A 20331-nucleotide genomic window follows, 5' to 3' on the forward strand; every position below is an offset into this window, starting at 1 on the left:
ATAATTTAACACTTTGGAGGTGTACCTTTGGAAAATAAAGAATATGGCCAAGTAAAAATATCTGAAGATGTAATTGCTACTATATCAGGAATTTCTGCTTCTGAAATAGAAGGTGTAGCAGCTATGAGTGGGAGCATTACAGGGAATATAACAGAAATTTTAGGTAAAAAGAATTTATCTAAAGGTGTTAAAGTCGTAGTAGAAGAAGACGAAGTATTCATAGATGTATTCGTAATGATAGAATATGGTGTTGTTATACCAGATGTATCATGGAAAATACAAGAAAATGTTAAGACAACTATTGAAACTATGACTGGATTAAATGTAGCTCAAGTCAATGTTCACATTCAAGGAATTACTTTTAAGAAAGAAAAAATTGAAGAGAATAGTTAATAGGAAGAATATTAACCCTCTGAATAATCAGAGGGTTAGTTTTGTGTATATAATATTTAGGAGGTTTGTAATGAGCAGAAAGATAAGTAGAGAATTAGGAATGAAAATGGTTTATCAAATGGATATGACTAAAGAATATACTAGCGAGAAAGTTGAAGAATTTATTCAAGAACATTCTCATGAAAACTTTGATAGCCAATACCTAGTTGATTTAGGAAATATATTTATAGAAAATAAAGAAGATATAGATTCTGTTATAAGTACTCATTCTAATAAATGGAAAATAAATAGAATAGCTAAGGTAGACCTTAGTATATTAAGAGTTGCTATAGCTGAGATAAAATATATTGACAATATTCCATTTAAGGTAGCTATAAATGAAGGTATAGAACTTGCCAAGAGATATTCTGATGATGAATCTACTAAGTTTATAAATGGATTATTGGGAAGTGTAATAAATGATATGCAAAAATAAAATAATTTTAGGAATAGACACAAGCTGCTATACGACATCTATAGCAGCTATAAATTTAAATAAAGAGATAATAATAAATGAAAAGAAGATGTTAAAAGTTAAGAATGGGAATAGAGGACTTAGACAGTCGGATGCTTTTTTTCAACACGTAAATAATTTGGGTGATATGTTCGGGGATTTAAAAAATAGAATTAAAGATTATGATATTGTTGGATTGTGTGTATCTTCAAAACCAAGACCCATTGAAGGATCATATATGCCTGTATTTGGTTGTGGCTATAAATTTGCAAAAACTATATCTTCTGTATTAAATGCAAAATTATACGAAACGTCGCATCAAGAGTGCCATATAGAGTCAGCTTTTTATGATACCAATATAGATAAAGATAGATTTTTATGCATACATATGTCTGGAGGAACTACGGAAATACTACTAGTAAATAGAAAGTTAGATGGATACGATATAGAAATAGTAGGTGCCACTAAGGACATAAGTGCTGGACAACTTATAGATAGAGTAGGAGTAAAGCTTGGATATGAATTTCCTTGTGGAAAGTATTTAGATCAAAATGCATTAAAATGTAGTGTTGATGTCCATAATTTGAAGATATCATCTAAAGAAGGATATATTAATTTTTCAGGTGTTGAAAATCAAATATTTTCTATAATAGATGATTACTCTAACGAATATATATCTAAAGTAATTTTAAACTCCATTTTAGACTCTATATATAAATCAATTATTTATTTAAGCGATAAATACAATATAAAAGATGTACTATTTGTTGGAGGAGTGTCTTCTAGTGAATATATATCTTGTAATATGATAGATAAGCTAAGTAATAATAAAATAAATGCTTTTTTTACAAAACCTAGTTTTGCAAAGGATAATGCCATAGGATCAGGCATTATTGGGGTTAATAGATTTTTAAGTGAGGTATAATTATGAAGTTAAAGGCTCTTTCTGTCAGTGAAGTTAGTTCTTATATAAAGAGGATTCTTACCAATGACCCTATATTGTATAATTTAAAGGTGAAAGGGGAAGTATCTAATTTAAAAGTCCATACAAGTGGACATGTATATATGTCTTTAAAGGATAATAAATCGAAGATAAACTGTGTTATATTCAAAAGCAATGTTCCTAAAAATTTAAATTTAAAGGAAGGTCTTGAAGTAAGAGCATCTGGGTATATATCGTTATATGAAAAAGATGGAAGTTATCAGCTTTACATAAATTCAATCGATGTTGAAGGAGTTGGGAATTTACATATAGAGTTTGCAAAACTTAGAGAAAACCTTCAAAATGAAGGCTTATTTGATCCAAAATATAAAAAGAAGATACCGAGTATGCCTCATAATATAGGGATTATTACATCTTTAACAGGAGCAGCACTTAGGGATATTATAAATGTTATATCTAGAAGATATCCTAAGGTGAATATTAAGATATACCCTGTTTTGGTTCAAGGAGATAAATCAGCAGATGATATAGTTCATGCTATTGATTTTTTGAACAAAAGAGAATTTATAGATGTTATAATATTAGCTAGAGGTGGAGGTTCAATAGAAGAACTATGGTCTTTTAATGAAGAAAAGGTTGCAAGAAGTATATTCACATCACAAATACCTATAATAAGTGCAGTAGGACATGAAACAGATTTTACAATAGCGGATTTTGTATCAGATCTTAGAGCTCCTACTCCATCAGCTGGAGCTGAAATAGCTGTTCCGTCTTATATAGATATAAGAGATAGACTTGATATATCTAAGGATAGAATGAATAAAATATTTAAAAACAAAGTATATACATATAAAAAAGATTTGGATAATACAAATAAGGATATTGATATTAATTATAAAGAAATAATAAAGAACAGGCTTATAGGTACAAATAATTGTTTAAAGGATATTGAAAATGCTATTAATAAAAAGCTTATTTTAACTAGAAATGAGCTTGATTATATAGGGCAGAATTTAAACAATTTAAGCCCTTTGTCAGTAATGTCTAGAGGATATACTTTAGTTGAAAAAGATGATAAACTAGTTAAAAATCCTAAGGATTTGAAGCTTGGAGATAATATAAATGTACTATTTGAAAAGGCCTGTGTAAATTGTAAAATACAGAATATAAAAGAGGTAGATTAGTATGAATTATGAGATTGCATATAAAAGGTTACAAGAAATTATTAAAAGCTTAGAGGAAGAAACTATATCTTTAGATGAGTCTTTAAATCTTTATGAAGAAGGTATAAGATTGTATAGACATTGCAATAATTTGTTAGAATCAGCTGAACTTAAGATAACTAGGTTTTCAAATGATACTTTAGAAGAAATAGAAGTTGATATTGAGGAGGTATAAAAAATGGATTTTAAATCAGCATTAAAAGATAAGAAAGTATATATTGAAAGTAGATTACAAAGTTACATACCTGATATGAATGCATATCAAAAAACTTTATTTGAAGCTATGAAATATAGCTTAGATGCAGGAGGTAAAAGGCTTAGACCTATACTTTTAATGGAGAGCATGGCTTTATTTAATTCTGATATAGAAGACAGTATACCTTTTGCATGTGCTATGGAGATGATTCATACATACTCTCTCGTACACGATGATTTACCTGCTATGGATGATGATGATTTAAGAAGAGGAAAGCCTACAAATCACAAGGTGTTCGGAGAAGGCATAGCTGTTTTAGCTGGAGATGGGCTTTTGAATTATTCATTTGAAATAATGCTTGAGCACTCTTTAAAAAATGAAAAAAATAGTTATAAATATATAAAAGCTATGAATGAAATAGCTAAAGCTGCAGGAGTTAAAGGTATGATCGCAGGTCAGATTGTAGATCTTGAAAGCGAAAATAAAAAAATAGATAAGGATACACTTGATTTTATACATATGAATAAGACATCTGCTATGATTATAGGGTCTATGAGAGCTGGAGCTATAATTGGGGGAGCAAATGACAAGGAACTTGAAAATATAACAAATTATGCTAAGAATATAGGTCTTGCTTTTCAGATTGTAGATGATATATTAGATATAGTGGGCGATGAAAAAAAACTAGGCAAAGATGTTGGAAGTGATTTAGAAAACAATAAGTCTACATATCCTTCACTATTTGGCATTGATAAATCAAGGGATATGGCTAGAAATCTTATAATTGATGCTAAGAAATATATATCTGATTTTGATGGAAAAAATGAGTTTTTAAATTGTTTAGCTGATTACATTATAGACAGAGAATGCTAATTTAAGGAGGACGTTAAGTGACTTTTATCGAGGGGATTTTAAACAATCAAACTTTTGCAGTGTGCTTTATGTCTTGGTTTGTAGCTCAGATATTAAAGGTCATACTGACTTTCATATTTGATAAAAAGATAGATGTTTCAAGGTTTGTGGGTTCAGGAGGTATGCCAAGTTCTCATTCGTCATTCGTTACAAGTTTAGCAACAGCTACAGGAATACAAAGAGGATATGAATCATTGGAGTTTGCCATGGCGCTTGTATTTGCTTTAATAGTAATGTACGATGCATCTGGAGTTAGAAGAGCTGTTGGCAAGCAAGCTAAGATACTTAATAAAATGATAGAAGATATACAAGAACATAGAAAAGATATCTTCAATGAAAAAAGGTTAAAAGAACTTGTAGGTCATACGCCTGTAGAAGTTTTAGCGGGAGCATTACTAGGTATTGTAATAGCTAATATAATGGTTTAAAAATGATTTTTCAATATGCTATAATGTGCAGGTTGAAAATAAATATTAAACATATGATACAGGTATATATCCTAGTAATAGCTTATCTAAACCTAATATATTTTTAAAATATTAGCTGTTGGAGAAAATACTAGGGTATATTTATATATTTAAAAATAATTTTAGAAAGTAGGATGAAGTTATGTATAAATATTTATACAATGTAAATAATCCTGAAGATTTAAAGAAAATGAACATAAAAGAACTTAATGAACTTACAAATGAAATAAGAAAGTTCTTGGTAAGATCTGTATCTAAAACGGGTGGACATTTGGCTTCTAATTTAGGTATAGTAGAATTAACTCTTGCCTTTCATTATATATTTGAAACACCAAAGGATAAAATTGTTTGGGATGTAGGACATCAAGCTTATGTACATAAAATGATTACAGGAAGAACAGGTGAATTTGAAACTCTTAGAAAATTCAATGGACTCAGTGGATTCCCTAAGAGAAATGAAAGTGAACATGATGCATTTGATACAGGACATAGTTCAACTTCTATATCAGCAGGCCTTGGTCTTGCTATGGCGCGTGATATAAAGAAAGAAGATTACGAAGTTGTATCTGTAATAGGAGATGGGGCTTTAACTGGAGGAATGGCATTTGAAGCACTTAATCATTTAGGACACACTCAAACAAATATGACTGTAATATTAAATGACAATGAAATGTCTATAGATAAAAATGTTGGAAGTATGTCTAATTATTTATTAAAGCTTAGAACTAACAGAGCTTATAATAAGATGAAGATGGAATTTGAAAATATAACTAATTATATACCTAAGATCGGAGATACGGTATATAAGACTGCAGATAAAATAAAAGACAGCTTAAGATACATTGTAAGTCCAGGTGCTTTATTTGAGGAGTTGGGTATAAAATATTTTGGACCAATAGATGGACATGATATTGAAGAGCTTATTCGAACTTTTAAAACGATAAAAAAATTTAAAGGGCCTTCTATAGTTCATATAATTACGAAAAAAGGAAAAGGTTATAGATTTGCTGAAAATGAACCAGAAAAGTATCATGGGGTAAGTCCATTTGATATCAAAGAGGGAATTCAAAAAAGCTCTAAAGAGACATACTCAAGTGTAGTAGGAGAAAAAATGATTGAAATGGCTTCTAAAGATAAGAATATAGCTGCTATAACAGCTGCAATGCCATCTGGAACAGGTCTTTCTAAATTTCAAAACATATATCCAGAAAGGTTCTTTGATGTAGGAATAGCAGAGGGACATGCAGTTACATTTGCAAGTGGTCTTGCAGCTAATGGGATAAAACCATATTTTGCGGTATACTCGACATTCCTTCAAAGAGGATATGATCAAATAATACACGATGTTGCTCTTGGAAATCTTCCTGTAACTTTACTGCTTGATAGAGGTGGAATTGTTGGTGCTGATGGAGAAACTCACCATGGAGTATTTGATTTAAGTTATCTAAACTCTATACCTAACTTAACTGTTATGGCGCCAATGGATAAATACGAGCTTGAAAAAATGTTAGAACTATCAAGAACAATAAACTCTCCTGTCGCTATAAGATATCCACGAGGCGAAGCTTTTAAGTATGATAAAAAAGATTACAAGTTAAATATTGGAAAATGGGACGTGCTAAAAGAAGGTAGCAAGGTTGCATTGATAGGTATCGGAGCTATGGTAAAGACCTGTTTAACGTGCTATGATATATTAAAAGAAAGAGGAATAAATATAACCGTAATAAATGGAAGGTTTTTAAAACCTTTAGATTATAAGATGCTAGAAGATATACACAAAGAATATGATTATATAATAACTGTTGAGGATAATGTTTTAATTGGAGGATTTGGAAGTAGTATATCTTGTTATTTATCAAAGCTTGGATATAAAGGAAAACTTATAAATATAGGATTTGAAGATAAATTTATAGAACATGGAAATGTAGACATACTTTACGATAAGTATGGGTTATCAGCACCAAAAATAGCACAAAAAATAATACAAGAAATCAAATAAGAAAGGTAATAAATCATGAAAAAAAGAATAGATATCTTATTAGTTGAAAAAGGACATTTTGAAAGCAGAGAAAGAGCTAAAAAATCATTAATGGCAGGTCTTGTATTTGTAGACGGTCAAAGATGTGATAAACCTGGAACTATAGTAAAAGAAGAGTGTGATATAACAATAAAGGGAAAACTTATACCTTATGTGAGCAGAGGCGGATTAAAGCTTGAAAAATCAATTAAAAATTTTGACGTAGATGTAGAAGATAAGGTATGTCTAGATATAGGTTCATCTACAGGAGGATTTACAGATTGTATGCTTCAAAATGGAGCTAAAAAAGTATTTTCTATAGATGTTGGATACGGTCAGCTAGCATGGAAATTAAGACAAGATGATAGAGTTATATGTATGGAAAGAACTAACATAAGACATGTTGAAATAGATGATTTAGGAGAATACGCTGATTTTGCATCTATAGACGTATCCTTTATATCTTTAAGACTTGTTATACCAAAGGCAAAAGAGTTACTTAAAGAAAATGGAGAAATAGTAGCACTTATAAAACCACAATTCGAAGCTGGTAGAGAAAAGGTTGGTAAAAAAGGAGTAGTTAGAGAAAAACAAACTCACATAGATGTAATTAAAAGAATAACAGATTTTGTACATCAAAATGGATTTGATATACTAAACTTAGACTATTCTCCTGTAAAAGGTCCAGAAGGAAATATAGAATACTTACTTCATATAAAGAAAAGTAGTGATTTAAACGAAAAAAGTGAATTAAACTATGATGAAACAATTTTGAAAGTAGTAGAAGATTCTCATCAAAAACTGTAATTAGGAGGATTTAAAGTTGAAAATATCAAGGCATAATAAAATATTAGAAATAATTGAAAGCAATGATATAACGACTCAAGATGAGCTTGCACAAAAGCTTAGAGATCATGGAATGAACGTTACTCAAGCTACAGTTTCAAGGGATATAAAGGACTTAAAACTGGTCAAGGTTCTAACAAAAGATGGAAACTATAAGTATGCAGCACTTAAAAAAGAAGAAAAAGGATCCTCTGACAGACTTATAAGGTTGTTGAAAGAACTATTAGTAGGGATTGATTCAGCTGAAAATATTGTATGCTTAAAGACTATTCCTAGATCTGCACAATTAGTTGCAAAAGCAGTAGATCAGTTAGAAATTAAAGAAGTAGTAGGGACAATAGCAGGTATTGATACTGTATTTATACTGCTGAAAAGCACAGATGATGTAGATATTATAAAAAGTAGATTTAGAAAGCTAATATAGATAAGGGGGATTATCGTGATCCTTGAGATGTATATAAAGAATTTTGCATTAGCAGAAGAAATTAGAATAGATTTTGAAGAAGGATTTAACATATTAACTGGAGAAACTGGTTCTGGTAAATCTATAATAATAGACGCTCTTAATCTTTGTCTAGGTGGAAGATACGATAAATCATTTGTAAGAAAAGGAACGGATAAAGGCCTTGTAGAGGCTACTTTTAATGTTACAAATGAAAAAGTTATCAAAGAATTATTAGAATATGGAATAGATGCATCTCTAGATGATAATTTGATAATATCAAGAGAAATATACAGCGATGGAAAGAATATAAGTAGGGTAAATGGAAGAAATGTAAGAATATCTTTTTTAAAAACAATAGGATCTTTATTAGTAGATGTACATAGTCAACATCAAAACCAGGTTCTTTTTAATAAAGATAAGCACATCGAATTTTTAGATATATACGGACACCAAAAAATTGAACCTGCAAAAAAAGAATATCTAGATATATATAACGAGTATTTTGATTTGAAAAAAGAAATAAATTCATTGACTGAGAATAAAGATGATATTCAAATAGCAAGAGAAATAGATCTTTTGAAATTTCAAATAGAAGAAATTGAAGAAGCTAATTTGACTATAGGAGAATATGAAGAGCTCTTAAAAGAAAGAGAAATACATAGAAATAGCGAGAAAATATATACAAGCTTAAATAACTCATATTTAAATTTATATGAATCAAATTACAATGCATTTGATTTAGTATCTAAAGGTATTCACGATTTAAAAAGTGTTGTAGATATAGATGATAAATTAGAACAATTTCATTCTTCATTAGAAGAAATTATGTATACTCTTCAAGATATATCAAAAGATATAAGAGATTATAAAGATAATATAGATTTTGATATTAAAAGCCTTGATGACATAGAAATAAGAATAGATACAATAAATAATCTAAAACGAAAATATGGTAATTCTATAGAAGAAATTTTAGAATATAAAGACAAAATAATACAAAGGCTGGAAGATATAGAGAATAGAGATGAAAAGCTTATAGAATTGAAGCAAAAATTGGAAGAAATTGAAAAGTTATTAAATCAAAAAAGTGAAAAAATAACTTGTATAAGAAAAGAAATTGCAAATAAATTAGAATCTGACATATGTAAACAACTCCAATCTTTAAATATGAAAAATGTTGTATTTAAAGTTGATTTTAGTCATAAACAAGACTATTCTTCAACTGGAAAAGATATTATAGAATTTATGATATCTTTCAATATAGGAGAAGATTTGATGCCTATATATAAAGTTGCATCTGGTGGTGAGATGTCAAGATTTATGCTTGCATTTAAAACAATATTATCTGATATAGATAAAGTTAATACGCTTGTATTTGATGAAATAGATACAGGTATAAGTGGAATAGCAGCAGAAATAGTAGGAAAAAAATTAAAGAATATATCTCATAAAAAACAAGTTATAAGTATAACTCACTTGCCTCAGATAGCAGTAAATGCAAATTCGCATTTTAGAATAGAAAAAGTTATACAAGAAAGCAGAACTTATACAAAAATAGAGAAATTAAACCAAAAAGAACAGATAAAAGAAATAGCAAGACTGATATCTGGATCAAATATAACGGAAAAAACAATAGAACATGCGAAAGAAATTTTAGAAATAGCTAAAAATAAATAAATCTGAAACAATTAAAAAATGATGCTTATAAGCATCATTTTTTAATTGTGATTTTATCAGAATGCGAATTTTTTACAATATTATAATTATTTGTGGAGGATATAAAAACTCGATTTTAGGAAAATTAATATTAAAATGACATTAAGGAAGTGATAAATATGGCTAAAATTTCCAAGAGAAAATTTTTAATTTTAATATTAATTTTATCTGTAGTATTAACAAGTTTTACATCTTTTAATTTAATCTCACAAGCCTTTGATCAAAATAAATTAGAATTAATTCCACTTGGGAATATAGCTGGAATAAAGTTAGACACCAAAGGAGTATTAGTTATAGGAATAGATGAAAATTATTTAAAATATAAAGATCGAAATATAAAAATAGGAGATATAATAGTCAAAATAGAGGGAAAAGAAGTAAATAAAGCACAGGATATAGAAGATATTACAAATAATATAAAAAAAGATTCTATGAAGATGACCATAAAAAGAGATGGCAAGTATATATCCCAATATGTAAAATTGTATAAAAATGATAAAGATAATGCTTACAAAATAGGAGTATGGGTAAGAGATAAAATAGCTGGTATAGGAACCTTAACTTGCTATAATCCTAAAACTAAGGAATTTTATGCTCTAGGTCATGGAATAACAGATGTGGATACGGGAAGCATAATAGAAGTAAAAAATGGGGTTTTATATAAGCCTAAAAAAACAGGCGTCAAAAAAGGGATAGCTGGAGTACCAGGTGAAATAATAGGAGATTTTGACAAAGAAAATATAATGGGAGAATTCGATCATAATGATGATTTTGGTATAAGGGGTGTAATGAATAATGAATATAGATGGGATAATTTAAAACCTATAGAAATTGGTCATTATTATGAAGTTAAAAAAGGAGATGCTTATATACTATTTCCTGATGAAAATAATAGAATAAAAAAATACAAAATAAAAATAAAAAAGATATCTAACCAAAACAAGCCAAAATCTAAAAGTATGGTGGTTGAAATAGTAGATAAAGATCTGATTAACTATACAGGTGGAATAGTCCAAGGAATGAGTGGAGCGCCGATAATACAAAATGGCAAAATAATAGGAGCTATAACACATGTATTTGTCAATGACCCAAAAAAAGGGTATGCCATATTTATAGATTGGATGTTGAAATAAATTAAAATAAATTAAAGGAAATTAAATACAGATGTCGAATTAGTTAACTTGTATGAATATAATAATTTTTATTGGGGGGTAATTCTGTGAAAGAAAAAATAAAATTAATAATAGCGGATGATAATAAGGATTTTTGCCAAATATTAAAGGAATATTTGCAAAATGAAGATGATATAGAGATATTAGGGATAGCTAAGGATGGTATTGAGGCACTTGATCTAGTGTCAGAAAAACAACCTGATTTACTAATATTAGATATAATAATGCCTCATCTTGATGGTCTTGGAGTTATAGAAAAATTAAATAGTATGGATATTAAGAAAATGCCAAAAATAATAGTTTTATCTGCTGTAGGACAAGATAAAATAACTCAAAGAGCTATAAATTTAGGAGCTGATTATTATATAGTTAAGCCTTTTGATTTTAGCGTATTTATAAATAGGATAAGAGAATTGGTTGGACAGAGAAATGTATCAATACTTGATAATAATAAGCCATTAACAACATTTAAAACTGTTAAAACAGAGTTTGTAAAAAGTACAGGAAATATAGAAGCTGAAATAACAAATATAATACATGAAATAGGAGTGCCAGCTCATATCAAAGGGTATTTATATTTAAGAGAAGCTATAAACATGGTAATAGATAATGTAGAACTTTTAAGTGCTGTTACTAAGGAGTTATATCCTAATATAGCCAAGATATTCAACACTACTCCATCAAGAGTTGAAAGAGCGATAAGACATGCTATAGAAGTAGCTTGGAGCAGAGGAAAGGTTGATACTATAAATCAATTATTTGGATATACAGTTCACAATACAAAAGGAAAGCCAACAAATTCTGAATTTATCGCAATGGTTGCAGATAAATTAAGACTTGAGCATAAAGCAGCAAGATAGAGCACTTTAGACCTATAAACACCTCATGTTTATTGATTTTATCAAATCAATAAACATGAGGTGTTTTTTTATGTAAATGGGAAAGCGAAACTTATCATATCGAATTTTAGAACTTTATAACAAGTAGTCGATTAAAGGCGGTGATTGATATTGCAGAACGGATTTATTTAAAGAAAAAAGCATATCTTTCAAACTGTCTGAACTAGAGGGATTATTTGGAGCATTGACTTTTGCATCTGAAAGATAGTAAAAAAAACAACTATACAAGTAGGAGAAAAATCCTACTTTTTTCTGAAGAGGAAATTATATAATTTTTAAGTAGTAGATAACATTGCTGAAAGCATTACAGAATCAACTATTTTTAGCAACGGATCCCGTAAGACTCGTTTAACGACATGAGCTATGCGGTAGCATAAAGCGAATTTTTTTATTATATATAAATCTATTAAGTTATATAGCTTTGGGATAAAATAAAAAGAACATCTTCTGTTATTATTAAAAAGATAGCAGAAGATGTTTTTTAATTTTGGAAATTAATAGAAAAGTACCAAAAATTAATTACTTATTTAATTTAGATGTAGTTATGTGATATAATTAAATTTGTTTAAAATTAAACTTAAAAAGGGCATTTTGTAAAATGAGGAGGAAAAATATGCGATTAAAGGCTCCGATAAAAATAGATAGAAAAACCAAAAATCTAGCTAAAAGATTAAAAGGAGGAGAAATTGCTGTAATAAATCATAAAGATATAGATGAGGTGGCAGCTAACTCTTTGGTAGAAGGAAAAATAAAAGCTATAGTAAATGCAGATACTACAATAAGCGGTAGATATCCGAACAAGGGACCTCAAATACTTACTAACAAAAATATATATATATTAGATAATGTAGGAAAAGAAGTATTTGATAGGTTGAATGAAGATGATATTGTTGAAATAGTAGATAATAAATTGTATTTAAATGATGAATTAATAGGTGAAGGTGAGGTATTAGACAAAGACACAATTAAGCAGAAAATAAAGTTATGCTATGACAATTTATCTAATGAATTAGATAATTTTATAGAAAATACTATAGAATACGCTAAAAAAGAAAAAGGGTTTATACTTGGAGACTTAGAAATTCCTAAGATGAAGACTAAATTTAAAGGAAGACATGCATTAATTGTTGTAAGAGGACAAGATTATAAAGAAGATTTAAGTACTATAATTTCATATATAGAAGAGATGAAACCTGTATTAATAGGAGTTGATGGTGGAGGAGATGCACTTTTAGAATTTGGATATACGCCAGATATGATAGTTGGAGATATGGATAGTATAAGTGATGAGTGCTTGAGAAAATGCAATGAACTAGTAGTTCATGCATATCCTGATGGGAGAGCACCAGGACTTAAAAGAATAGAGAGTCTAGGACTTAAGGCCACTACATTTCCAGCACCTGGAACTAGCGAAGATATAGCCATGCTTACAGCCTATGAATACGGTGCAAAATTAATAGTTGCACTTGGAACTCATTCAAACATGATAGATTTTCTTGAAAAAGGAAGAAAAGGAATGGCGAGTACTTTTCTAGTAAGGCTTAAGATTGGTTCGAAACTAATAGACGCAAAAGGAGTTAACCTTTTATACAGAAGTAAATTAAAGCTAAAGTACATATGGGGTCTTATTCTTGCAGCTCTTTTCCCTGTTTGTATAGTAGCCTATTTATCTCCGTCTATTCAACAGATGATAAAACTTATGCAGATTAAAATTAAATTATTAATGGATTTTTAGGGAGGTTTTTTTGTGAATGTAAATATGAAGTATTTTATAGTAACATTAAGTGCCATTTTCATAAGTTTGGGAATCGGAATATTAATAGGCTTTAACTTAAATAGCAATGGAGCATTTGATGAGCAACAAACTCAAATAATAGATGATTTAGAAAATAAATTCAATCTTATAAAAGAAGAAAACAGTAAGATGGAAAACAAAATCTTAAATACAACAAAAGAAAATGAAAATCTAAATAAGTATATAGAAAATACATTTAGCTATGTGATTGATAATAAACTAGAAGGAAAAAATATAGGTATAGTTAAGACGACAGAAGATTATTTTTACCCTAATGTAGAAGAAATTATAAACAAAGCTAATGGAAGTGTTGCATTTAATATTGTTATAAAAGATAAACTAGTAAATGAATTTGAAATAGGTGAATTAAACAAAGAATTCAACTTAAATTTAAAAGATAAGAACGAATTGATAAATTATATATGTCAAATAACTTATGTAGATAAAAATATTGATTTACTAAATCAAATGAGCCAAAAAGGAATAATAGAGATAAAAGCTCTAAACCTTGAGTATAATAATTTAGATACTGTTATTCTTGAAGGTGGAAGTTTAGAAAATAACGAGAATAAGTTAAATATGGTAGATAAAAATATAATTAAATACTTTAAAGATAACAACGTAAATCTGCTTGGAACTGAAAGAAGAGATGCTCAAAATTCATATATTCCATTTTATAAAGAATCTAAGATATCTACTATAGATAATTTAGATGAAGTTATGGGTAAAATATCATTAATTATGGTTATTGAAGGAAAAACAGGGCACTTTGGAGTAAAGGATACTGCAGATGAATTTACACCTTTAGAGATTAAATAATGAGGAGTTAATTTATGAATAATAAACATATTAGTATAATAATACCTGCTTACAATGAAGAAAATAAAATAAAAGCTACAATAGAAGGCATAAAGGATATAAAGTGCATAGATGATATAATAATAGTTGATGATGGATCAACTGATAATACGTTTGAAATAGCATCTTCATATGATTGCGTAAAGTCATTAAAACTTGATAACAATATGGGAAAAGGGTTTGCTCTAAATTATGGACTTAAAATGGCTATGCAAGAGTCTGATATTATAGGATTTTTAGATGCTGATTTAGGAGAAACATCAAGAGATATAGAGAAATTAATATACCCTGTACTAAACGATGAGTGCGATGTAACTATTGCCAAATTTCCACCAGCAAAGAAAAAAGGTGGCTTTGGGTTTGTTAAAAAGCTTGCAAAAAATGGAGTTAAAATGCTAACTGGTGAAGAACTAGATTCAACTTTATCAGGGCAAAGAGTGTTTAAAAAGGAAGTTTTACAACACTTCGAAGAAATGCCATTTGGTTATGGTGTTGAAGTTGGAATGACTATTGATATATTAAAAAAAGGATATAAAATAAATGAAGTTTTAGTAAACATGACACATAATGAAACTGGAAGAGACTTAAAGGGATTTGTTCATAGAGGAAAACAGTTTTATCATATAAATATTACTTTACTAAAAAAAATACTAGGGAGGTAGTACGACTTGATTTATATAGTATTTTTAATTGGATTTTTAGGAACTCTATTAATAACTCCTTATTTTAAATCTCTTTTAATGGAAAGTAATATTGTAAGAAAAAATTATAGGCAAGATTTGATACCAGTATGTGCTGGAATAATATTTTTACCTATGCTTATAATAAACTCATCTATTTTAAGATACTTTTACAAAAGTAATGATGTATATATATCCTTATTCGGTATAATGAGTATGGCATTTATAGGAATACTTGATGACCTAATAGGAAATAGAGACGTTAGTGGGCTCAAAGGACATTTTAAAAGCTTATTAAATGGCAAACTTACAACAGGAGGCTTTAAAGCCCTGTTTGGAGGCTTTGTTGCTTTATTAATATCAGTTAGTATATCAAATAATATAATTGATATAGTTGTCAATACATTGCTTATTGCATTGTCTACAAACTTAATGAATTTGCTGGACTTAAGACCTGGTAGAGCTATAAAAGGATATTTGTTTATTTCAATAATACTTCTTTTTACTGTACCTATATACTATCACAAAGTAATGATAATGATTTTGATGTCAAATGTACTTGCGTATTTTAAAGAGGACTTAAAAGCAAATGCTATGATGGGGGATACAGGATCTAATGTGCTGGGAATATCAATAGGAATAATAATAGCTTTTAACTTTTCCTTCATAGTTAGACTTTGCGTGTTAATATTATTAATGCTTATTCATATAATTACAGAAAAGTATTCTTTAACAAAAATAATTGAGAATAATAAATTACTGAATTATATAGATATGTTAGGTAGATAAAGAGGGGTACTTATGATAAGTAAAAGAATTGGAGTAGTACAAGATATAATATCTAAAACTGAAGAAATGGAAGAACTCAAGGTTAAGATAGGTGATAATATACATAAGGCTATAAACTATCCTAAAATTAATTCTTCTGTAAATGTTAATGATGAAGTTTTATTAAATACAAGTGCTGTAGAACTTAATCTTGGAACCGGAGGATTTCACTTTGTAATAGCGAATCTAAATAATTTAGAGAGCAAAATGAGTGGAGGCGGCCACATAATGAAGCTTAGGTATACTCCGCTTCAAGTAAAAACATTCTCAGCAGAAGAGCAAGAAAGTAAATATCATGACAAAATCAAAAATTTTAAATCACTTGAAAACATGCCCGTTGTCGTAGGAACTCTTCACAGTATGCTAGTTCCATTTGCTGCATCATATAAAAGAATTGATAAACAAAAAAAATTAGTATATATAATGACTGACGGAGCAGCACTTCCTATATATTTGAGCAAAAATGTACAAAACCTAAAGAAAAATAAATTGATAGATAATACAATAACTATCGGGAACGCCTTTGGAGGCGACTATGAGTGCATAAATATATACACAGCATTAATACTTGCAAAAGAAGTTTTAAAGGCAGATGCCGTATTTGTATGTATGGGACCGGGTATAGTAGGTACATCTACTAAGTATGGATTTACAGGTATAGAACAAGCAAATATACTTGACGCTGTTAAAAAATTAAAAGGAAGACCAATAGCTATACCTAGAATAAGTTTTGCAGATAAAAGAGATAGGCACTTTGGGCTTAGTCATCACTCTGTAACTATATTAAAAGATATAGTTAATACAAGGGTTATAGTTCCAATTGGTATGCAGTGTGATAAGGATAAAGAGTATGTAATCAACCAAATAAAAGAAAATGGGATAGATAAAATACATGATGTTGTATATATAGATAATCATAAAACAAAATCGGACTTAGAATATTTTAACTTAAGGGTAAAGAGTATGGGAAGGTCTTATGACGAAGATAAGGCGTTTTTCAATTCGGCAAGCTCTGCTGCTTATTATCTATTGGAGGGATAGGTTATGATTTTTAAAGAAGAAACTATGAGTTCAGAAATGATATACAATGGAAAAATTATAAACTTAAGAGTGGATACAGTTGAACTTCCAGAGCATAAATACCAAAAAAGAGAGATTGTAGAGCATCCAGGTGCTGTAGCTATATTAGCTATAAATGATAAAAAAGAAATAATACTTGTAAGACAGTTTAGAAAGCCAGTTGAAGAGGTTTTAGTAGAAATTCCTGCTGGAAAACTTGAAGAAGGAGAAGACCCTAAAGAATGTGCTATAAGAGAATTAAAAGAAGAAACTGGATACGAGGCTAAAAATATAAAATTTTTGAATGAATTTTATACATCAGCTGGGTTCTCTAATGAAAAAATGTACTTGTACTTAGCTACTGATCTACAAGAAGGTGAGTGCTGCCCTGATGAGGATGAATATGTAGAAGTTATTAGTGTAGACATACAAAAAGCTTTGGATATGGTAACAAATAATGAAATAAAGGATTCTAAAACTATAATAGGAATACTTCTATCGAAAGATTTGATATAAAATTGTAATATACCCCTTATTTTTAACATAGAATTATGTAAAGTTAAAAACAAGGGGGTTTTAATTTGAAAAATATATTTAAATTTTCAAGCTCGAATTGTAATTATAAAATAATTATGATAATATTTATATTTTTATTTAGTCTAGGAGTTACAAGTGGAGCTTATTTAAACAAGATATACTCTATTTCAGATACTTCTATGAATGAGTTTATTTCTAGGACAACCAGTGATTACAATCAAAATTTTAATCTAATAGGAGAAGCTTTACTAAATTTAAAGAATGATTTTATATATTTAATATCAATGTATCTAGCATCTCTTTTTGTAATTACAAGCCCACTTGTATTGGTTATAGTATTTTTAAAGGGATTATCAATAGGATATACAGTAAATACATTGATACTGGTATTAAAGAGTGGTTCAATTAAAATGATATTTTTGATACTTATGAAGAATATAGTCATAATTCCTTTTACATTTCTTGTGATATTTTTTTCTTTTAATTATTTTTTTGAAGCAATACATGCTTTGAAAATATCTAATAGATTTAAAAATTATAATCATATTAAAAAATTAATGTTGAAATATAGTATTAATTTAATAGGACTATTTGCAGTAATAGTGACAATACAAGGCGTAGTAAACTTAGTATCTATATTCATAATGCAGAAAATATTTTAGTCAGAGGAGTTTAATATGGATAATATAATAGACAAGTATATAGATTACATAATAAAAGATAAGAATCTTTCTCAAAATACTATACTTTCATATAAATCGGATTTGAAAAAATATATAAGTTATTTAAAAAATAATAGTGCAGATTATATTAGTGTTAGTGAAAATGATATATTCAGCTTTTTAATACAACTTCAAAAATCTAATACATCAGTATCTACAATATCTAGAATAGTATCGTCAATAAAATCATTTCACGAATTTTTATTTAATACTAGGATATCAGATAATAATCCTGCTAGAAAAATTAGAAAACCAAAGGTAGAAAGACCGAAGATGGATATACTAACACAAGAAGAGGTAGAACTTTTACTTAACGCACCTAACTTAGAAAATACAAAAGGGATAAGAGATAAGGCTATTTTGGAACTGTTTTATGCAACTGGAATTAAGGTTTCTGAACTGATTCAGCTTAATGTAGATGATGTTAACTTAAACATGGATTATATAAACTGTGTGAATAAAAAAAATACTAGAACGATACCTATTAGTGATACATCTAAAAAATATACGCAAAAGTATTTAGATGATTCTAGAATAAAAATGGTAAAAAATGAAGATGAAAAAGCTTTATTTGTAAACTCAAAAGGACAAAGATTTACAAGACAAGGCCTTTGGAAGATAATTAAGAAGTATACTCAAAATATAAACTTGGATAAAAATGTAACTCCAACTATGTTGAGACATTCTTTTGCCATACATTTACTCAAAAAAGGAGCAAATCTAAGTGTAGTTGGAAAAATATTGGGTAATAATAATTTAACAAGTCTTCAAATATATTTAAATCATATAGATAATAATATACGAAAAGAGTTAAAAGAAAATCATCCAAGATTATAAATGATAAAATATAATTTAAAGTTATAATTGAAATCACGTTGAATCAATGTTAAAATCTAAATATAAATTAAATATAACAATATTAATTTATCCTGAAAAGAGGAGTTGATAATAATGAGTAAAAGAGTAGTGTTGATTGTAATGGATAGTGTTGGTATAGGACAGCTTCCGGATGCTCAAAAGTTTGGAGATGAAGGGGTTAACACATTAGGAAACATAATAAAGGCATATGATAATATAGCAATACCTAATCTAACTAAACTAGGTATAGGTAATATCGATGGCTTTGAACAAGTTGAAGAAATTGAATCTCCAATAGGATCATTTGGTAAATGTGCTGAGGTATCTCAAGGAAAGGATACTACAACAGGTCACTGGGAAATGGTAGGGCTTAGAGTTGATAAGCCATTTAAGACTTTTCCAGATGGATTTCCTAAAGATGTAATAGAAGAATTTGAAAGTAAAATAGGAAGAAAAGTTATAGGTAATAAGCCAGCATCGGGAACTGCAATCCTTGATGAACTTGGAGAACAACATATGAAAACAGGAGATGTAATCGTTTACACATCTGCAGACAGTGTATTCCAAATTGCAGCTCATGAAGAAATTGTATCTCTTGATGAATTATACAAGATGTGTCAAATAGCAAGAGAGATGATGATGGGAGACAATGCTCTTGCGAGAATAATAGCTAGACCATTTGTTGGAGAACCAGGAAACTTCACAAGAACTTCTAATAGAAGAGATTTTTCACTAGATCCATATGAAGATACAATACTTGATAACATAAAGATGGCAGGTCAAGATGTAATAGCAGTTGGAAAAATAGAAGATATATTTAATGGAAAAGGTATTACTGAAGCCGTTCATACAAAGAGCAATATGGATGGTGTTGATCAAACTATAGAATATATGAAAAAAGACAATAAAGGTCTTATATTTACTAATTTAGTAGATTTTGACTCAAAATACGGACATAGAAGGAATGTTGAGGGATATAAAAATGCTATAGAGGAATTAGATTTAAGAATTCCAGAAATTATAGAGAACCTTAAAGATGAAGATATATTGATATTAACTGCCGATCATGGTAACGATCCCACATATAAGGGAACCGATCACACACGTGAATATATCCCGGTTTTATTATACGGAAAGAATGTAAAAAATGGAGCAAATATAGGTATTAGAACGACATTTTCAGATATAGGAGCTACGGTTGCAGATATATTAGGAGCTGAGATGCCGAGTAATGGCGAAAGCTTTAAAACTTTAATTTTAAAATAAATAGGA

The 20331-nt window shown here is 28.7% G+C and carries 22 protein-coding genes; all 22 read left to right on the forward strand.

Features of this window, described 5'->3' with window-relative positions; all coding sequences use genetic code 11:
* Positions 1-27: 27 nt before the first annotated feature.
* The gene (locus M2214_RS05345; protein ID WP_248483543.1) at positions 28-393 is read left to right on the forward strand and encodes an Asp23/Gls24 family envelope stress response protein; all 366 of its coding nucleotides are present in this window, start codon (positions 28-30) and stop codon (positions 391-393) included.
* Positions 394-463: 70 nt separating this feature from the next.
* Complete coding sequence (gene nusB / locus M2214_RS05350; protein WP_248483545.1) at positions 464-868, forward strand: transcription antitermination factor NusB; 405 nt, start codon at positions 464-466, stop codon at positions 866-868.
* Positions 852-1811, forward strand: coding sequence for a tRNA (adenosine(37)-N6)-threonylcarbamoyltransferase complex transferase subunit TsaD (locus M2214_RS05355; protein ID WP_248483547.1), 960 nt, complete (start codon positions 852-854; stop codon positions 1809-1811). The genes nusB and M2214_RS05355 overlap by 17 nt, the downstream gene beginning before the upstream one ends.
* A 2-nt stretch (positions 1812-1813) precedes the next feature.
* Positions 1814-3013, forward strand: coding sequence for an exodeoxyribonuclease VII large subunit (gene xseA, locus M2214_RS05360; RefSeq protein WP_248483549.1), 1200 nt, complete (start codon positions 1814-1816; stop codon positions 3011-3013).
* Position 3014: 1 nt separating this feature from the next.
* Complete coding sequence (gene xseB, locus M2214_RS05365; protein ID WP_248483551.1) at positions 3015-3227, forward strand: exodeoxyribonuclease VII small subunit; 213 nt, start codon at positions 3015-3017, stop codon at positions 3225-3227.
* A 3-nt stretch (positions 3228-3230) separates the two neighbouring features.
* Positions 3231-4121 (forward strand): polyprenyl synthetase family protein, encoded by an 891-nt coding sequence (locus tag M2214_RS05370; RefSeq protein ID WP_248483553.1) that lies wholly within the window; start codon positions 3231-3233, stop codon positions 4119-4121.
* A gap of 17 nt (positions 4122-4138) precedes the next feature.
* Positions 4139-4588 (forward strand): divergent PAP2 family protein, encoded by a 450-nt coding sequence (locus tag M2214_RS05375; protein WP_256466707.1) that lies wholly within the window; start codon positions 4139-4141, stop codon positions 4586-4588.
* A gap of 181 nt (positions 4589-4769) precedes the next feature.
* The gene (gene dxs / locus M2214_RS05380) at positions 4770-6626 is read left to right on the forward strand and encodes a 1-deoxy-D-xylulose-5-phosphate synthase (protein WP_248483555.1); all 1857 of its coding nucleotides are present in this window, start codon (positions 4770-4772) and stop codon (positions 6624-6626) included.
* Between the two features lie 15 nt (positions 6627-6641).
* Complete coding sequence (locus M2214_RS05385; protein ID WP_248483557.1) at positions 6642-7451, forward strand: TlyA family RNA methyltransferase; 810 nt, start codon at positions 6642-6644, stop codon at positions 7449-7451.
* 16 nt (positions 7452-7467) lie between these two features.
* Positions 7468-7914 carry an arginine repressor gene (locus M2214_RS05390; RefSeq protein ID WP_248483559.1) on the forward strand — a complete coding sequence of 149 codons (447 nt, stop codon included), beginning with the start codon at positions 7468-7470 and terminating at the stop codon, positions 7912-7914.
* 15 nt (positions 7915-7929) lie between these two features.
* The gene (recN, locus tag M2214_RS05395; protein WP_248483561.1) at positions 7930-9612 is read left to right on the forward strand and encodes a DNA repair protein RecN; all 1683 of its coding nucleotides are present in this window, start codon (positions 7930-7932) and stop codon (positions 9610-9612) included.
* A gap of 158 nt (positions 9613-9770) precedes the next feature.
* Complete coding sequence (gene spoIVB / locus M2214_RS05400) at positions 9771-10784, forward strand: SpoIVB peptidase (protein ID WP_248483563.1); 1014 nt, start codon at positions 9771-9773, stop codon at positions 10782-10784.
* A gap of 86 nt (positions 10785-10870) precedes the next feature.
* Positions 10871-11683 (forward strand): sporulation transcription factor Spo0A, encoded by an 813-nt coding sequence (gene spo0A, locus M2214_RS05405; RefSeq protein WP_248483565.1) that lies wholly within the window; start codon positions 10871-10873, stop codon positions 11681-11683.
* Positions 11684-12335: 652 nt separating this feature from the next.
* A complete protein-coding gene (gene steA, locus M2214_RS05410; protein WP_248483567.1) occupies positions 12336-13457 on the forward strand; it encodes a putative cytokinetic ring protein SteA in 1122 nt (373 codons plus the stop codon).
* Positions 13458-13469: 12 nt separating this feature from the next.
* Complete coding sequence (locus M2214_RS05415; RefSeq protein WP_248483569.1) at positions 13470-14336, forward strand: copper transporter; 867 nt, start codon at positions 13470-13472, stop codon at positions 14334-14336.
* Positions 14337-14350: 14 nt separating this feature from the next.
* Complete coding sequence (locus M2214_RS05420; protein WP_248483570.1) at positions 14351-15037, forward strand: glycosyltransferase family 2 protein; 687 nt, start codon at positions 14351-14353, stop codon at positions 15035-15037.
* Between the two features lie 6 nt (positions 15038-15043).
* The gene (locus M2214_RS05425) at positions 15044-15844 is read left to right on the forward strand and encodes an MraY family glycosyltransferase (protein WP_248483572.1); all 801 of its coding nucleotides are present in this window, start codon (positions 15044-15046) and stop codon (positions 15842-15844) included.
* Between the two features lie 12 nt (positions 15845-15856).
* The gene (locus M2214_RS05430) at positions 15857-16924 is read left to right on the forward strand and encodes a DUF3866 family protein (RefSeq protein ID WP_248483574.1); all 1068 of its coding nucleotides are present in this window, start codon (positions 15857-15859) and stop codon (positions 16922-16924) included.
* 3 nt (positions 16925-16927) lie between these two features.
* Positions 16928-17458, forward strand: coding sequence for an NUDIX hydrolase (locus M2214_RS05435; RefSeq protein WP_248483576.1), 531 nt, complete (start codon positions 16928-16930; stop codon positions 17456-17458).
* Positions 17459-17523: 65 nt separating this feature from the next.
* Entirely contained in the window at positions 17524-18141 is a 618-nt protein-coding gene (locus M2214_RS05440) for a hypothetical protein (RefSeq protein WP_248483578.1), read from the forward strand.
* Between the two features lie 15 nt (positions 18142-18156).
* Positions 18157-19038 carry a tyrosine-type recombinase/integrase gene (locus M2214_RS05445; protein WP_248483580.1) on the forward strand — a complete coding sequence of 294 codons (882 nt, stop codon included), beginning with the start codon at positions 18157-18159 and terminating at the stop codon, positions 19036-19038.
* A 114-nt stretch (positions 19039-19152) separates the two neighbouring features.
* Positions 19153-20325, forward strand: coding sequence for a phosphopentomutase (locus M2214_RS05450; protein WP_248483582.1), 1173 nt, complete (start codon positions 19153-19155; stop codon positions 20323-20325).
* The last annotated feature ends 6 nt before the right edge of the window (positions 20326-20331 follow it).

This window comes from Tepidibacter aestuarii (assembly GCF_934924865.1).
In the GTDB taxonomy this organism is placed as follows: Bacteria; Bacillota; Clostridia; order Peptostreptococcales; family Peptostreptococcaceae; genus Tepidibacter_A; species Tepidibacter_A aestuarii.

Excerpts from the sequence above, each read along its gene's own strand:
- M2214_RS05435 (WP_248483576.1), top strand. The coding sequence starts at position 16,928 with ATGATTTTTAAAGAAGAAACTATGAGTTCAGAAATGATATACAATGGA.
- M2214_RS05445 (WP_248483580.1), top strand. The coding sequence starts at position 18,157 with ATGGATAATATAATAGACAAGTATATAGATTACATAATAAAAGATAAG.
- M2214_RS05420 (WP_248483570.1), top strand. The coding sequence starts at position 14,351 with ATGAATAATAAACATATTAGTATAATAATACCTGCTTACAATGAAGAA.
- steA (WP_248483567.1), top strand. The coding sequence starts at position 12,336 with ATGCGATTAAAGGCTCCGATAAAAATAGATAGAAAAACCAAAAATCTA.
- dxs (WP_248483555.1), top strand. The coding sequence starts at position 4,770 with ATGTATAAATATTTATACAATGTAAATAATCCTGAAGATTTAAAGAAA.
- nusB (WP_248483545.1), top strand. The coding sequence starts at position 464 with ATGAGCAGAAAGATAAGTAGAGAATTAGGAATGAAAATGGTTTATCAA.
- xseB (WP_248483551.1), top strand. The coding sequence starts at position 3,015 with ATGAATTATGAGATTGCATATAAAAGGTTACAAGAAATTATTAAAAGC.
- M2214_RS05450 (WP_248483582.1), top strand. The coding sequence starts at position 19,153 with ATGAGTAAAAGAGTAGTGTTGATTGTAATGGATAGTGTTGGTATAGGA.
- M2214_RS05430 (WP_248483574.1), top strand. The coding sequence starts at position 15,857 with ATGATAAGTAAAAGAATTGGAGTAGTACAAGATATAATATCTAAAACT.
- M2214_RS05370 (WP_248483553.1), top strand. The coding sequence starts at position 3,231 with ATGGATTTTAAATCAGCATTAAAAGATAAGAAAGTATATATTGAAAGT.
- spoIVB (WP_248483563.1), top strand. The coding sequence starts at position 9,771 with ATGGCTAAAATTTCCAAGAGAAAATTTTTAATTTTAATATTAATTTTA.
- M2214_RS05355 (WP_248483547.1), top strand. The coding sequence starts at position 852 with ATGATATGCAAAAATAAAATAATTTTAGGAATAGACACAAGCTGCTAT.
- M2214_RS05385 (WP_248483557.1), top strand. The coding sequence starts at position 6,642 with ATGAAAAAAAGAATAGATATCTTATTAGTTGAAAAAGGACATTTTGAA.
- xseA (WP_248483549.1), top strand. The coding sequence starts at position 1,814 with ATGAAGTTAAAGGCTCTTTCTGTCAGTGAAGTTAGTTCTTATATAAAG.